This window comes from Streptomyces apocyni (assembly GCF_009739465.1).
GTDB classification, from domain to species: domain Bacteria; phylum Actinomycetota; class Actinomycetes; order Streptomycetales; family Streptomycetaceae; genus Streptomyces; species Streptomyces apocyni.
The window spans coordinates 127,057-141,148 of sequence record NZ_WHOM01000039.1 but is presented as its reverse complement, the minus strand read 5'-3'; the positions used below and the strand labels follow the sequence as shown (position 1 = coordinate 141,148).

Annotated in this window: 17 protein-coding genes; all 17 read right to left on the bottom strand. The window is 69.3% G+C overall.

Annotated elements, in window-relative coordinates; translation table 11 throughout:
• Positions 1-5 precede the first annotated feature (5 nt).
• From GCN81_RS06770 to GCN81_RS06690, 17 genes are read right to left on the bottom strand one after another with little or no spacing between them, the layout of a single operon-like run.
• Positions 6-3,491 (bottom strand): hypothetical protein, encoded by a 3,486-nt coding sequence (locus GCN81_RS06770; RefSeq protein WP_156722679.1) that lies wholly within the window; start codon positions 3,489-3,491, stop codon positions 6-8.
• A gap of 3 nt (positions 3,492-3,494) precedes the next feature.
• A complete protein-coding gene (locus tag GCN81_RS06765) occupies positions 3,495-5,396 on the bottom strand; it encodes a phage tail tape measure protein (RefSeq protein WP_156722678.1) in 1,902 nt (633 codons plus the stop codon).
• On the bottom strand, positions 5,396-5,701 hold the full coding sequence (locus tag GCN81_RS06760; RefSeq protein ID WP_156722676.1) for a phage tail assembly protein T: 306 nt from the start codon (positions 5,699-5,701) through the stop codon (positions 5,396-5,398). The genes GCN81_RS06765 and GCN81_RS06760 overlap by 1 nt, the downstream gene beginning before the upstream one ends.
• A gap of 47 nt (positions 5,702-5,748) precedes the next feature.
• Positions 5,749-6,156, bottom strand: coding sequence for a hypothetical protein (locus GCN81_RS06755; RefSeq protein WP_156722674.1), 408 nt, complete (start codon positions 6,154-6,156; stop codon positions 5,749-5,751).
• A gap of 17 nt (positions 6,157-6,173) precedes the next feature.
• Positions 6,174-6,608, bottom strand: coding sequence for a phage tail tube protein (locus GCN81_RS06750; protein WP_156722672.1), 435 nt, complete (start codon positions 6,606-6,608; stop codon positions 6,174-6,176).
• Between the two features lie 41 nt (positions 6,609-6,649).
• Positions 6,650-7,069 carry a DUF3168 domain-containing protein gene (locus GCN81_RS06745; protein WP_156722888.1) on the bottom strand — a complete coding sequence of 140 codons (420 nt, stop codon included), beginning with the start codon at positions 7,067-7,069 and terminating at the stop codon, positions 6,650-6,652.
• A gap of 2 nt (positions 7,070-7,071) precedes the next feature.
• Positions 7,072-7,446 carry an HK97-gp10 family putative phage morphogenesis protein gene (locus GCN81_RS06740; RefSeq protein ID WP_156722670.1) on the bottom strand — a complete coding sequence of 125 codons (375 nt, stop codon included), beginning with the start codon at positions 7,444-7,446 and terminating at the stop codon, positions 7,072-7,074.
• A gap of 6 nt (positions 7,447-7,452) precedes the next feature.
• Positions 7,453-7,632: a hypothetical protein gene (locus GCN81_RS06735; protein WP_156722668.1), complete on the bottom strand. Its 180-nt coding sequence runs from the start codon at positions 7,630-7,632 to the stop codon at positions 7,453-7,455.
• A gap of 2 nt (positions 7,633-7,634) precedes the next feature.
• Positions 7,635-7,973: a hypothetical protein gene (locus tag GCN81_RS06730; RefSeq protein WP_156722666.1), complete on the bottom strand. Its 339-nt coding sequence runs from the start codon at positions 7,971-7,973 to the stop codon at positions 7,635-7,637.
• Positions 7,966-8,325: a phage head completion protein gene (locus GCN81_RS06725; RefSeq protein ID WP_156722664.1), complete on the bottom strand. Its 360-nt coding sequence runs from the start codon at positions 8,323-8,325 to the stop codon at positions 7,966-7,968. Before GCN81_RS06725 ends, GCN81_RS06730 begins: the two co-directional genes overlap by 8 nt.
• Positions 8,322-8,918, bottom strand: coding sequence for a head-tail connector protein (locus tag GCN81_RS06720; protein ID WP_156722662.1), 597 nt, complete (start codon positions 8,916-8,918; stop codon positions 8,322-8,324). Before GCN81_RS06720 ends, GCN81_RS06725 begins: the two co-directional genes overlap by 4 nt.
• Positions 8,919-8,937: 19 nt before the next feature.
• Complete coding sequence (locus GCN81_RS06715) at positions 8,938-9,534, bottom strand: hypothetical protein (RefSeq protein ID WP_156722660.1); 597 nt, start codon at positions 9,532-9,534, stop codon at positions 8,938-8,940.
• The gene (locus tag GCN81_RS06710) at positions 9,534-9,902 is read right to left on the bottom strand and encodes a hypothetical protein (RefSeq protein WP_156722658.1); all 369 of its coding nucleotides are present in this window, start codon (positions 9,900-9,902) and stop codon (positions 9,534-9,536) included. Before GCN81_RS06710 ends, GCN81_RS06715 begins: the two co-directional genes overlap by 1 nt.
• 18 nt (positions 9,903-9,920) lie before the next feature.
• Entirely contained in the window at positions 9,921-10,772 is an 852-nt protein-coding gene (locus GCN81_RS06705; RefSeq protein ID WP_156722657.1) for a phage major capsid protein, read from the bottom strand.
• 20 nt (positions 10,773-10,792) lie between these two features.
• Entirely contained in the window at positions 10,793-11,584 is a 792-nt protein-coding gene (locus GCN81_RS06700; RefSeq protein ID WP_156722655.1) for a hypothetical protein, read from the bottom strand.
• A gap of 56 nt (positions 11,585-11,640) precedes the next feature.
• The gene (locus GCN81_RS06695; RefSeq protein ID WP_156722653.1) at positions 11,641-12,606 is read right to left on the bottom strand and encodes a VG15 protein; all 966 of its coding nucleotides are present in this window, start codon (positions 12,604-12,606) and stop codon (positions 11,641-11,643) included.
• The gene (locus tag GCN81_RS06690) at positions 12,603-14,084 is read right to left on the bottom strand and encodes a phage portal protein (RefSeq protein WP_156722651.1); all 1,482 of its coding nucleotides are present in this window, start codon (positions 14,082-14,084) and stop codon (positions 12,603-12,605) included. Before GCN81_RS06690 ends, GCN81_RS06695 begins: the two co-directional genes overlap by 4 nt.
• Positions 14,085-14,092: the final 8 nt, after the last annotated feature.

Here is a 14,092-nt window from a genome sequence, read left to right as displayed (position 1 = left end):
CCCCTCTAGAGAGCCACGATGGCGGGTGTGAACAGCCGGACCTTCGCGCTGGCGGCGTGGGCCTTGACGACGCCGTTCACCGATCGGGCAGCTGTGAAGGTCTGCGGGTTGACGACCTGGAAGTCGTCGTAGGACACCGCCGGGTCGGTGTTGGTGTTGCCCGCGAACGCGGAGCAGGTGACGCCGATTTCGCCGGTGTCGATGATGTCGGTGGTGATGGTCACCTCGTGGTCCCAGTCGCTGCTCTCCACGTCCCCGTCCGCCCACACGCGCAGCCTGACCGTGTGGCCAACGAGGCTGACGCGCAGCCAGAACTCCTCGCCAGCTGTGTAGGTGAGGTCGAGCTGGGGGGTGCTGCCGACGACGGTGGTGCCTCGGGTGACGGCGACGAACATGTTGCCGCCGGTGGAGAAGTGCAGGCGCGCCCGGTACCAGTCACTGACACCGGTGTAGCGCATCAGCACGCCGGGGATGATGCTCGCCCCGGTGGCGACCTGGTCCACGCTGAGCTTGACCAGGACCTCGCAGTCGCCCACCGCTTGGGTTAGGCGCTGTAGGCGCACGGTGTCCACGGTGTCCTGGAGGGTGATGACCCCGGCCGCCCCGTCCACGCTGCGGTCGGACGCGGCCCCGGAGGTTTCGGTCCAGTCCTGCCCGGAGGTGGCTGTGCCCCAGGTGTCGGTCTCGCTGCGGGTGAAGGTGTCCGAGCCCAGGGGTGCGATGCCCGAGACGGTGATGCGCTCGCCGCCGATGCGGATGTCGATCGGGAAGTCGTCGGGGTAGGTGGCGTCGTCGACCCAGATCGCCGAGTCGGCCTGGGTGAGTACGGCCAGGGAGGTGGTGGCGGAGTCCGCGGCCACGGCCAGGGAGGAGCCGTCGGTGTCGGCCTTGGCGCGGTCGCTGTCGTCGGTCACGGCCACGACGTAGGGGGTGTAGGGCTCGCAGGTGAAGGTGATGTCCCACACGCCCTCGGCGAAGGTCTCCTTGTAGCCGAGGATGAGGAGATCGAAGCCGTCCGGGGAGTACTCGAAGGGCGTGTTTTCGACCTTGATGCGGTCGCCGACGTCCAGGGTGAGGACAGCGTCGACCAGGCCGCGCATGCGGGGGTTGCCCATCTTCAGGGTGAGCTGGGTGACGCGCATCTCGTCGACGGTCGCCACGTGCAGGCGCCACATCGCCTGGTCGCCCAGCTGGTCGTCCTCGTTGACGATGGTCTCGATGCTGGTGTCGTACAGGCCGATCCCGTCCGGCGCTTGCTTGGTCGACAGGCGGCCCTCGGTGAGCTCCGCGGTGGCCTCCGAGCCCTCCCGTCGCTTGGCGGTGATCCTGTTGCGGACGTTCTTGTCACCGTCGGTGGCCGTGAACGGCTTGAAGATCTCTCCGTTGGCCCAGTTCAGGACGAGCGCCGTGTCCTGGTTGTAGAGGGTCTCCCGGGTCCGGTAGGCCAGGCCCGGTGCGGTGCGGGACTCAGTGAGCAGCCCCATCTCCGTCCTCGCGGCCAGGCCCAGCAGGTCCAGGAACGCGCCCGTGGGGTACGGCCCGAGCCGCTCGGCCCCGAAGCCGGAGATCTCCAGCGGGACGTTGGCGTCGACGTGCAGGCGTCGCATCCACGCGCGGGTGATCTGCCCCCGTAGGCCCGCTGCCGAGATGAACGGATTGTCGAAGAACCCGGAGTGGAACCGGACGCCCCACACCGTCAGGTGCCCCAGCCCCAGCCCCTTCAGGCTGTTGTCCGTCGCCTCGTCGCTGCCGAAGAATGTGCCGATCTTGCTGACCCGGCCCGCGCTGGTACTGGAGATCGTGCCACCGTTACCCCAATTGTCGCCGCTGATGTTGAACCAGTCGAAACGCCAGTCCAGGTCAGAGCCGTCCTCGGAAACGTTGACACGCACCTGCCGCCACTCATCCAGCAGACCGGGAGCCCCCGCTGTCACGGCCGCGCCGTGACCGGCCTGCGCCGAGCCCAGCTCTGCGCCTTCACCATCCAGGATGGTCAGCTGCATTCTGGGATCGCTGGAGACCGTGAGGAGCGAAACGACATACCGCCGCGCGCCGGAACCGGTCGTGGTGAATTCCAGCATGGTCTTCTCGTCGGATCCGGCGGGAAAGTCCTGCTCGGAGATGCGAAACATCATCTCCACCGACCACGAACCCGTAGCCTCGCCAGGAATCGTGTCGCTGACCATGAAGTCGGTGTTCTGGTCTCCGCCGATCAGCTGAGGCAGCGGATCCGAGCCGATCAGGTCGCCATCCTTCGCGAAGTCGAACCCGGACACGGTCAGCGGCCCGGCGTTGCCGTCTGCGGTGGCGTCAGCGATCTGGTTCTCGCCCTGCCGCCCTTCCTCCATCGCCCAGTACGCCAGAGGCCGCACCAGGGGAATGTGACGGCGCATGGTGGACTGCAGGAGCTGCTGACCCGTTCCGAGGCGCCGCAGGATCCCCGCAGGCTTGACGGGCACGCGCAGGTCCGCGCCCGACAGGTCCCGGCTCGGAGTCCACTCGGGGATCTCCCCGCGCATCCGCACGACGCCCGTATCCGCGACCGGCTCCACGATCTGAAGGTCACCGAAGTGCACGGTCACCGGCAGGGATGTGCCGTCGGAGGTGACCAGACCCCGGCACGCGATCTCCCCTGTCGTCAGGGCCTCGTCGTAGAGCTGGCTGTGCCAGATAGACGGCTCGTCCTCGCCGTCAGCCCATACCCGCAGGCGCAGCTCGGGGCCGATGGCCTGTACGCGCACCCGCAGCGGCACATTCGGTGAGTAGAGCAGTCCGGGCACCGTCTGCTGGTTGGTGGAGGCCTGCAGGACGGCGCCCTGGACGGTGCCGATCTGGGCGGACACCCGGCGGCCTTGGCCGTTGGGCAGGCCGCTGTCCGTCCGGAACCCGATCGAGCATTCGTACCAGTTGTCTTCCACGGCATCGACTCGGGTCATGAACTGCGCGAACACGGCATGACGCGTGTTTTCGCTGACCGACACCTCGTCGGTGGCGACCGTGAACGTGGCCTCCAGGTCAGCCAGGTCAGCATCCTCGTTGCGGATGATCCGGGCCCCGTTGACGGTGTCCAGCTCCAGGCGGCCGGTCCCGTCGTCGACCGAGAAGTCCGACGTAGGCGGCAACGCCCCGAACGGGTCGTAGATCGTCCAGGTCTGGCCTGTGTCCGCATTGCCCCAACCGTCAGTCTCGGTCCGGTCGAAGGTGTCGGTCAGTATGGGCGTGGGGTCGTCGGGCAGGTCGCCCACGCGGAACCGGAACGGCGTACCACGCCCGATCTTCCCGAACAGGCTGCTGTTCGGGTTGCGCGGCGAGTGCTCGCCATCGCGGTTGTCGATGGTGATCGAGCACTCGCCGGGCTTGGGCAGCGTCCGGCTTCCCTGGGCGCTGTACCCGCGGGTGATCGTGACCTTCGGGTTCTCGCGGGTGGGCACGCGCTGCCAGGAGCCGTCCACCTCGATCTCCCCGATGTGCTCCAGCGGCCAGTCCACCATGGTCTACGCCTCCGCTCTGAGCGCGTCGACATCCCCGCCGAACTTCACGCGGATGATTTCCTGCAGCAGGTCGGCCAGCAGGTCGTCGCCGCCCGGCTCGAACCCGATGGTCATGCGTGTTTCAGCGGGCTGGACCATGCGGGCCGCAGGAGACTGCGCGGTCAGCAGCTGGTCCAGCTTCGACAGCGGCAGGACCGCCTCGTCCTCCCGTCCCTCGCCGATCATCGCGAGCGTGGGCCCGGTGACGATGCCACCGTCGGCGAGGTAGGGGATGTCCGGGGTGCTGATCGTGGCTCTGGGGATGCTGACGCCCATGAAGCTGCCGCCGCCGATCGAGAACGAGAAGCCGTTCCACTTCCCGATGATCCAGTTGATCGCTGACCGGAAAGCGGACTTCACCCCGTCCCACATGCCGCTGGCGATGCGGCTGATCCGCCCTGGGATGCCGGAGATGTAGCTGACCAGGGTGTCCCACCAGCCCTTGATGGTGCGCCACATGTTCCCCGCGCCGCGGCCGATGCCCGTGAACACGCCGGTGATCCACGGCATCAGGGTGCCGGAGAACCAGCGTCCGACCGCCTCGGCCGCGCCCTTGATCCCGCCCCAGACGGTCCGCCACAGGTCCTGGAACCAGGTCGTTTTGGTGGCGATCAGCACGATGGCGGCGATGATCAGGGCGATCGCAACGATGATCCACGTCACCGGGGAGGCGAGCAGCGCGGAGTTCATCGCCCACTGGGCGATCGCGGCCACTGTCAGCGCGGCGGCGATCGCCAGGATGAGCGGGATCGCCACCTGCAGCAGCCCGGGGTGCTCCTTGAACAGCTCGGAGACGAACCGCAGCGCGGGCAGCAGCATCTCCCCGAGCGTCGTCGACACCGTGCGCATCAGGGCGTCGAACTGCTGCGCGGGGGAGTTCTCCATCGCGGTGGCCATCTCCCCGGCCTTGCCCGCGAAGTCCCCCAGGCTGGCGCCGCCCGCGCCTCCGGCCTCGGAGATGGCCTGCAGCGTGTTGCCGATGTCCTCGCCGGGGCCGCCGAACAGTTCGGCCTGCAGGGCGGTGCGTTTGGTCTGGTCCCCGACCTTCAGCAGGGCCTCGTTGACCTCGTCAAATGCCTGCGTGCCCTTGCCGGTGTTGACCAGCTTCTGGATGTCCTTGACGTCCAGGCCGAGTTCCTTCAGCGGCTCGGACACCGCATCGGTGTCGGCGACCCGCAGGGCGAATTCCTTGATCGAGTCGGCGAGCTTGTCGATCTCGAAGAGCGGGTTCTTGCTGGCCTCGGCGAGCAGGCCCATCATCTGCGGGCCGGTGAAGCCGAGTTGCCCGAAGAACTCGGAGTACTCCTTGGTCAGGACCGGCAGTTCCTCACGCATCGCCGTGGGCAGCTTCTGCGCCGTCGCGGCGAGCAGGTCCATCGCCTCGGCGCCGTCCTTGGCCAGCCCCGACTTGATCATGTTTCCGGCACCGACCGCGGCTTCCGCAACGTCGAACTTGAAGGCTTTCTCCAGCGCGAGGGCTTCCTTGGTGAGCTGCTGCATCTCCTTGTCCGAGATGGAGCCGAACTCGTGCATCGACGAGGCCACCGAGTCGAGTGCCTCGCCGACCTCGCCGAGCGACCCGCCGAACCCGTCGGCGAACACATCCCCGGCGATCGCGCCCGCGCGGGCGGCCTCGTTGTCGGTCAGGTCCAGCTGGTTCTGCAGCTGGTCGGTCACCGAGGTGATGTCCATCGCGGACTCCAGGCCCATGACGAACGCCGCACCCAACCCGACCGCCGCGGCTCCGCCCACAGCAGTCAGTCCGTTGAGTCGGCCCTCGATGCGGCGGGAGCCGCGGTCGATCTCGTCGTCGGCCTCGGACATGTCGACGCCGAGCCGCACCAGCAGCTCGTCCAGAACAGCCATCACGCCCCCTGCTTCCTGCGCCGTGTGCGGTGGGTACGCCGGTCCTCGTCGTGCTCGAACTGGCGCTGCATCTGCTGGACGATGCCGAGGTGGTCCCGGCCGGACTGGCGTGGCCGGTCGGCCTGCGACCACACCATGAGGTGGTCCCGCAGCTTGGAGCGGCGGCCGCGTTTCAGGTGGGGGCTGATGAGGTCCATCGCGAGCCGGGCCAGCAGCATGTCCAGCCGCTTGGGGGTGATGGGCCCGTAGAGGTTCTGGTAGGCGACCAGGTGCACGATCTGCTCGTCGCTGAACTTCTCCAGCACCTCGTCGGGCGGGAGTTGGTAGGCGACGGACAGGTCATACAGGAGCTTCAGTTCTGGTCGCCGCCGGAGTTTCCCTCCGCGTCCTTCACCTTCTGCTCGAAGTTCCGGTCCTCACCGGACAGGTGACGGCAGAGCTTGAACAGGCCGTCGACCGTTCCAGGGCCCTTCTCGGACAGGATCGCGATGCCCTCGGCGGTGTCGGGGAAGACCCGTGTCTGGGTGCCCGGTTCGTGCAGGCACTTGGCGACGATTTCCGCCCGGCGGGACTTGACGGCCATCTCGGCGCCGTCTCTGCCTTCCTGGAAGCGGATCTTGTTGAGCTTGTTCTGGTAGGCCTCCCAGTCGCCGGACGGCAGGCCCCACACGTCCACGGTGACGCCCCACTCGGGGATGTCCACGTCCGGCTCGACCTTGATGTCCTGCGCCGCGCGGATGGCGTCCTTGATGCTGCCCACGGTGGTCCCTTCCTGTCTCAGACGCCGGTCGGTGTCAGGGTCGGCTTGCCGCTGATCTTGAAGGTGACCTCGCGGGCCATCTTGTCGTCGAGGGGGAACTCGTCGCTGATGTCGCTGATCCCCGCGTTGAAGTCCCAGGTGTGCTCGTCCGGATCGCCGGGCAGGATGACGAGCTGGTAGGCGCGCAGGTCGTCCTCTTCGAAGTCGGCGTCGAGCTGCTGGTGGGTGGTCTCGCCGGGCCGGTAGTTGATGGTCGCGGTGACCTCCCCGCCGTCCTTCATCCCCTTCTTGAACTCCCTGTACTTGTCCGGGGAGTCGTGCGCGGAGGTGTCGATCATGGTGCGGGAGCGGGACGGACCCGACAGGTCCTCCACACTGGCCACCGTCACGAACACCCCGCCGCCCGTGCTGTCGCGCTTGAGCTGGGTTCCGGTTGCGTCTTCACCGGCCATGGGTCAGTCACTTCCTTCCTGCGGTTGGGTCGCTCCGTGGCTCAGGCCTGGACCTCGGTCAGGACCCGGAACGAGATCGGTATGTGCCGGATGTCGCCCGGTGGTTCGGGGTCGGTCAGCGTCTGCTGTGACACGAAGTAGGTGGCCACATGCCGGTGCCCGACGATCGTCAGCGGCCGGTGCTCGAGCAGTGCCCGCAGCCGGGAGGCGATCGCGCGGGCCTGGGAGTAGCCGCGGTACTGCGACCACACATGCAGCGTGATCACTGTGCTGGAGCCGTGGCTGTCGTGGGTGTTGTCCCGCGTCTCGACGCTCTCGCCGGTCTTCACGTAGGGGTAGGGCTGTTTCTCTTTGACCCAGTCGGCCACGACGGTGACCAGGGCCATCAGCTCGGTGTCGGCACGAAGCAGCGCGAGTACGGCGTCCTGGACCGGGCCGTCAGCGGAGGCGGCGATGGGCATGCTCACCGCAGCTCCCTGCGTACCTCGGCCCGCAGCCGCGCCACCAGCTCGCTGCCCTCCCGCTCGAGCGCCGGGATGAGCGTGGGGTTCGCGGGCGTGCGCCTGGTGCCGCGCTCGTGGAAGACCGCGTACAGGTCGTCCTGGTCGCGCCAGCCCACCGACGTCTGCAGGCCGTCCTTCTCGTAGGTGGCCTTCACGCTGCGTTTGAGGTTCCCGGAGTCGATGCGCACGCTGCGGCTGACATCGCGCTCCATAGCCTCGCCCGCTTCCCTGACCGTGGTCTGGGCGGCCTCCTTCAGCTGCGGCAGCACCTCGGCCAGACGGCGGCGCAGCCGGTCGATGCCGATCACCTCGACGCGTGCGCGTCTGCGTGCCACCGGCGCTCACCTCTTCCGCAGCTGTCGGCCGATCGCGTGGAGCTCGGCAGCGATGGCCAGCACACCGAACGCGATCGCACGCGGCACGTCGACATCCACCTCGCCCAGCCCCAGGCAGTCCTCGGCCCGGCGGCGGCACTCCTGCGCTTCCAGCTCAGGCAGACGCCGCGGCTCCGGCCCGGCCACGCTCAGGTCTCCAGCTCGAACGCCGCGACTGTCACGGAGGTGACGTCGTCGTAGGTGATGGCGGCGCGGCCGGTGGCGCCTCGGTAGACGTTGTTGAGGGGAAGGATGCCGTGGTCCCCGGCCGCGACGACCAGCGACGCGTCGGCCACCGCGAGGCCCTTGACGGTGCCGGGGGTGGCCACGGTCACCGTGTGCGGGGACGCGTCCGCGTTCGCGACGTACAGGAACCGGTGCGGTCCGACCGGGGCGGTATCCCCGCCCGCGTCCGCGGCCGCCGCCTGGCCCGCGACGTCGGCGATACCGGCATCGACCGGCACCGTGGTCAGGCTCAGGTCAGCCATCGGGTTCTCCTTCGGATTGGGTGAGCTCGCACAGGGCCTTGGAGTACACGGGCGTGGAGGGCTGCACCACGGACTGCACCCGGAAGGCCTGCGCCTGCCCGATCTGGTCGGTGCCGCGCAGCTCGTCACCGCGCCGCACATCCGCCTGCGGCAGGACGTACACGTTGTGGGAGTGCCGGGACTCGGCCTGCTGCGCGATCAGCCGCTCGGTGGGCGAGGGCTGATCGACCTTGGCGCGGACGCTGCCCTGCAGGACGTAGGTGACTTCCTGCCCGCCGTGTCCGTCGTCGGCCGACGACGGCCGCCATACCTGCAGCGAGCGGTTCAGGTACCGGCCGATCCGGGCCCTCACCGTGACCTCACCAGCGCGGCGCCGCCGCCGAAGCGGGCGGCGAGGCGTTCGCGGAGGTAGTCGGGCAGTTCCATGGTGGTGATCAGGCCATGGCTGCCGTAAGTGACGGCGTAGTCGCCGATCCGCTCGGCGCGGATGTCCCCCGCCGCCAGGCCCGCGCCCTCAGGGTCGGCCCTGTAGTCGGACAGTGCGGCCGCGGCGAGGCGGCACACCAGGTCCACGATGTCCGACGGCACCGGGTCCAGGCCGTGGGTCTGAGTGACCTCGACGTCTGACGGCTCGCACGACGGTGACCAGCCGTCAGGGCGCCACAGGCGGTGCGAGCGTAGCCGCCAGTCCGTGACCGTCTCTCCGTCGATGGCCACCGACGCCACCGTCAGGACCGGCGGGCCGGGCAGCGTCAGCCACTGGGTGACCGGGCCTTCCAGGCTCACGGTCGAGGTCGTCTCGGAGATCGGTACCCCGGCGGCCTCCCGTACGGCAGTGGAGGCGACGTCAAGGTAGGTGGTGGCGACCGTGGTCTCCTCCCCGGCCGCGACGGTCAGGCCCCGCGCGGCGAGATCAGCAGTCGTTGCCAGGGCAGCGAGCGCCACAGCCGCACCCCCTCTCTGGTCAGGAGACCATGGCGATCAGGTCGTCCTTGGTGTAGACGGCGGCGTCCTCGCGGGAGAGCAGGCCCAGCCTGGCGACATGGTCGATCCACGCCTTCTTCGGGGCGTCCTCGGCGGGCCGCCCGCCCGCGGGGGCGGGCGGGTCGTCGCCGTCCGGGACGGTGTCGGGGTGCTGGGCGTGGTCCGGCGGGAGGTCGATGAGTTCCTGCCGGGTCATCTCCAGCGCCCGCTCCTCGTCCAGGCCGAGGGCGGCGACGGCGTACAGGACCCAGTCCTTCTTCGGCGCGGACTTCGCTGGCCGCGGCACCCGCCCGTCGGTGAGTGCGCTTCCGCCCGCAGGCGCGGACGGGGTCTCGCTCACGAGTGCGTGCGCGCGGTAGGGGCTGCCGTCGGCGTTGACGCGGCGCAGGCGGCCCATCTGCATGCGCCGCCGGGTCTCGGCGGTCATGCGGGAGGGCGCCATCTCGAAGACGGCACCCCCTTCCCCGCGCACGAAGATCGTCTCTTCGGCCGCGTGCTGTCGGCGGCTGCGGACGATCGCCAGGGCTGCGGCCAGTTCCTCCTCGGTGGCGTCGGCCAGCGGGGCGTGATCGCTCATCAGGTGTACCTCGGGATCTGGAAAGCGGTGATCGTGCCGTCGGCGGTCTCGGCCTCGATGAGCATGGAGCCGTCCGACTGCAGGAACCGGCCCGACTCGAACGGGCCGATGAATTGCACGCCGGTGGTCGCGGCGACGGTGACCACGAGGTCGCCCTGCCCGGCGGCGAGCGCGGGCGGGTTGTCGCCCGCCTTGATCGTGATGTCCTGCTCGACGCCGGTGTTCACCACGCGCAGCACGGTCTGTTCCGGCAGCGCGTCGGAGATCTGCAGGTTGTCTGTCGGCGCGACGACCAGAGTCGTACCGGCGGGCTCGGCGAGATTGCCGTTGGCGACGAGATCGCTGTAGGGCACTTGGGTGGTGGCCATGGGCGGGCTCCTTCCTGCTCAGGTCTGGGAGGCGGTAGCGATGGCGATGCCGTCGGGACGGATGAGCTTCGACCCGTACAGCGCCAGGCCCTTGACCGCGTCCGCGAAGGAGTTCTCGGGGCGGTAGGCCTCGGTCTTGTTGATCTGCTCGGCGAAGGAGATCGCTGCGTTGACGCCAGCCTGGATGACGTAGTCGTCACCGGCCGGGTTCGGCACGTTGTTCGACACCATGATCGTGAAACCGGCGGCGCGTCCGGCCATGCCGTTGCGCAGGCCCGCGGTGGTTCCGGCCTTCTCCGCGGAGACGAACCGGTCGTCGCGTAGGAGGCGGCCCTCGAACCACGGCGGGACCACGCAGTAGCGGCCCTGCTTGGGCACGTCGGCCTCGTCCAGGAGAACCTTCAGCGGGACCAGGACCTCGTCGTAGGCGTCGGTCGGAGTGCCGGCGGTGACGGCCACGGTGCCGAGGTCGTTGGCCGCGGCGACGCCGGTGTACAGACCTGCGATGTACTGGTCGGCGGTGTCGGCGAGCCGGTACGCGGCCCGGCTCATGGCCTCGGGGATGACGTTGCCCTTCGCCTGCCGCTTGTCGACGTCGTCGACCTTGAACGCCCAGTACTTCGACTGGTCGATGGGCAGGTTCCGCTGGGCGTCGGTGAGTTCCTCCGGCGTGATGACCGTGGAGTTCGCCGTGTAGTCGGAGATCGTCGGGTCCGAGATGGACGTGATCTTGACGACGTCTCCGGACTCGGCGATATCGCCCTCGTAGTCCCGGTTGACCACCATCGGGCCGCCGTAGACGAGTGCCTTGCGCCACGCGACCAGGAGCCTCGCGCTCCAGATCTGCGGCTTGAAATTCGTGATCGCCATCGTGTGGCCCTCCCTTGAAGTCAGCCGCCCTTGAGCAGGTCCTCGAGACGGCCGTCCTCGGCCGCCTCGTCGATCTGCTCGGGCGTCATGGTCTTGAGGTCTTGCTCAGTCAGCTGCCTCGGGCGGCCCGCCTTGCGCGCTGCGCCGCCGTCGCCGGTGCCCTGGAACCTCTTGGCCGTTGCGGCTGCCAGGTAGGGCTTGTTCTTGACGAGGTCCTCGATCGCGTCGGCGATCTCGTCCTCGTCGATCTGGCCGTCCTCGTCGACCTCGAACTGGTCGAGGTCGAGGAAGGTCAGCGCGTCACGCGGATCGGCTAGCTTCCCGGCCGCCGCAGCGCGTACCTCGGAGCGGACGATCCGCTTGTTGGCCTTGGCCGTTGCGGCCTGCTCGGCCTGGCGGCGGATCGCCTCGCTGTCCGTGCTGCCGGTGTCCTGGCCCTGGGCCAGCCTGCCCTCGGCCTCGCGGCGCCGGGTGCGCTCGGCCTTGAGCTTCTCCTTCATGCGGTCCAGGGCCTGCTTGCCCCGGTCACCGAGCTGGTCGGCGCCGTCGTCCGCAGCACCCGTGTCGCTCCCGCCGCCCTGGTCGTCGTCGGCGGCGTCGCGGCCTTGGCCGTCCTCGCCGTCGCCGTCGTCCTGGTCCTGGTCCTGGTCGTCGGTGTCGTCCTGACCGTCTTCGTCGGGGTCGTCGTCTGCTGCGCCGAGGATGGGCCAGATCGGATACCGCTGGTCGGGGTCCTCGCCGGAGCGGGCCTTGCGCCAGCCCACCGCGTGGATACCGGTGACCGGGTGGACGGGCAGGATCGTGCTGCTCATGCTGCTCTCCCGTTGCGGGTGAAGGTGAGAGCCCCGCGCCTTGCGCGCGAGGCAGGTCAGAGGATGTAGGCGTGCTGGCGCAGCAGCCGCACGGCGTGCGCTCGGTCGTCGGCCAGGCGCATGATCTGCTCGGGCATCAGGCGCGGGGTCTGAGAGACGCGGTAGCGCTGCCCAGGCTGTTTCTGGAAGTTCCTCAGCCGTCGCCCGGCGAGGCCGCGGCGGGTGATGCCCTCGGACGTGGCCTGTACCCGCCTGCCGAACACGGTCGCGGTGGCCATGCCGCGGCGCGCGTTGACCACCTGCGCGATGTCCGCCCCTGCGGCGATGGCCTTGACCGCGTCCTTGCCGAACGTCTTGTCCCGCTCAGCCGTGGACATCTGGTCGTACACATCCCGTGCGTCGACCGGTGTCGGCCGGTGCGTGCGAGTGACCGGCTCCATGCCGCAGTCGCAGCGCGGATGCCGCTGAAAGCCGCTCGAGACGCTGTACTCGCGGCCCGCGAGGACCAGGCAGCGCGAGCACGAGCCCCCCTCGAGCACCCGCACATACGAGGTCACCCCGGGTCGACTGATCATGGCGACCGAGTCGGCTGCCCGCCCTGCGTCGGCGACCGCGGTACGCACCACCAGGTCCAGCAGCATCTGACCGCGCGCCATCCCCTGAGCGACCGGGGCGCCTTGGGTCACCAGACGCAGCGCCGACCACACGGGAGCCATCAACACCCCGGCCAACGGGCGCCCGCTGCCGTCCACCCCGACTAGCGCGGCCGGGTCCAGCCGATCGCCCTCCGGCCGCTCCGGATCACCGCCGAGCAGCTGCTCCAGCCACGGCTCGGCCGCCTGCGCGGCCGCCAGCTGCCCGCCCGCCACCACGGTCAGGACCGACGTGAGCAGCCCCAGCCACGACTCATACAGATCGTCTCGGTCCACCTGCAGCCAGATCCGGCGCGCCGCGCGGGAGGCGGCCGCGGCCAGCCTCAGCCGCGCCTCGGCATGCGCGATGGCCGACGGCGTCGGGCTCACGCGGCCACCCCAGGCGGACCGGTCTCGTCCTCGGCGTCGTCGCCTTCGCCGCCGGGCGGGGCGGGCTGCTCGGCCATCATGCGGCTGATCTCCGCGACCGGGTCCATCTCCGCCTCCCTCTCCCGCATCGCCACCACGTCGGCCACCTCCGTGGGGGTGAGCCCGTAGCGCAGCGCCAGCCACTCGAAGGGGAACCCGAGCTGCTTCAGCTTCAGCAGCGCGTCCGCCATCTGCGCGTGGCTGCGGGACTCGGAGTCGGCCCACAGGACCGCACCGGCGCGCATGGCCTTCGCCTTGGCGTCCTCGCCGCGAGCCAGCAGGATCAGGCGGGCGACCTCCCGCAGCGCCTGACCGAACCACAGCTTCTTCTCATCCACCCGCTTGACCAGACCGGTCTCGGCGGCCAGCAGCGCGTCACCGGACAGGTTGGCCATCTTTCCGATGAGGTAGTGCTGCGGGGTGCGGGTCTGGGCGGCCAGGTGCCCGACGGCGACCTCGATGATGCCGGTGTACGCGGTCAGGTTCGCGGCCTGCCACTCGGCGATCTTCGCGTCCTTGCCGGTGATCCACGCCACCCGGTCGATCGCGAACTTGTCCAGGTCCACCGGCTGCTTGCCGATGATCTCCCCCGCGCTGTTGAGCTTGGGGATCATCGGCCGCTCCGCCCCGAGGACGACGCGCTGCGGGAACGACGCGTAATCGCTTGCGGTGAACAGTTGGGCCCAGACCAGGTTGATGGCGTCTTGCATCGCCACCACCCCGGACACGTCCGAGATCGGCTCCTCCACCAGCATCGGTTTGTTGGGCAGCTCCACCAGCGGCACTACGCCCATCGGGTTGGGCTGCGGGTTCGGCTCGTCGCCCAGCTCCCGCGGCTCCCAGGTACGCAGCTCCTCGTCCACGTCCGCCATCTGCGGCGTCTTGTCCTGCCTCGCCAGCGGGCGCTCGAACTTCCACAGCTCACCCGGCAGGTACAGCGTGGCAAAGTCCCGGTTACCGTCCTGCCACCGCTTCAGCCCCGCCCGCCGCCTGCGCCGCGAGCCGGGTTCATAGACCACGACACATTGTGCTGCGTCCTCGAAGGTGACCTCGGGCATCTCCTCGTCGTCCGGGTTGCCCCACACCAGCACGAAGCTGCGCGCGGAGTTCACCGCGCCGAGGAACCCCAGCTGAGAGTCGGCGTCCAGCCCGTTGACCTGCCACACCCGCCACAGGTCCTTGTCCGCCCGCTGCTCGTCGGCCGCCTGGAACCCGGTCACCGTCAGCCGCTCCACCGGGGAATCGGCCACCACCTGCACCCAGTTGTCGGAGAAGTCCCGGTACCGGTCGCCGTGGAACTTCGCGAAGTCCTTGGACGCGAACTTCAGCGGCTGCTTGCCCCGGTAGTAGTCGTTGTTCCGGTCGATGCCACACCGGCGCCGGATCAGCTCCGACTCCAGCAAGCCGACGAGCTGGAGAGCCTGCCCCTGCGTAGCCATAAGCCCTC

Coding starts and splice junctions, on each gene's coding strand:
- GCN81_RS06770 (WP_156722679.1), bottom strand. CDS start 3,491: ATGGTGGACTGGCCGCTGGAGCACATCGGGGAGATCGAGGTGGACGGC.
- GCN81_RS06765 (WP_156722678.1), bottom strand. CDS start 5,396: ATGGCTGTTCTGGACGAGCTGCTGGTGCGGCTCGGCGTCGACATGTCC.
- GCN81_RS06750 (WP_156722672.1), bottom strand. CDS start 6,608: ATGGCCGGTGAAGACGCAACCGGAACCCAGCTCAAGCGCGACAGCACG.
- GCN81_RS06745 (WP_156722888.1), bottom strand. CDS start 7,069: ATGCCCATCGCCGCCTCCGCTGACGGCCCGGTCCAGGACGCCGTACTC.
- GCN81_RS06730 (WP_156722666.1), bottom strand. CDS start 7,973: ATGGCTGACCTGAGCCTGACCACGGTGCCGGTCGATGCCGGTATCGCC.
- GCN81_RS06715 (WP_156722660.1), bottom strand. CDS start 9,534: ATGAGCGATCACGCCCCGCTGGCCGACGCCACCGAGGAGGAACTGGCC.
- GCN81_RS06710 (WP_156722658.1), bottom strand. CDS start 9,902: ATGGCCACCACCCAAGTGCCCTACAGCGATCTCGTCGCCAACGGCAAT.
- GCN81_RS06705 (WP_156722657.1), bottom strand. CDS start 10,772: ATGGCGATCACGAATTTCAAGCCGCAGATCTGGAGCGCGAGGCTCCTG.
- GCN81_RS06700 (WP_156722655.1), bottom strand. CDS start 11,584: ATGAGCAGCACGATCCTGCCCGTCCACCCGGTCACCGGTATCCACGCG.
- GCN81_RS06690 (WP_156722651.1), bottom strand. CDS start 14,084: ATGGCTACGCAGGGGCAGGCTCTCCAGCTCGTCGGCTTGCTGGAGTCG.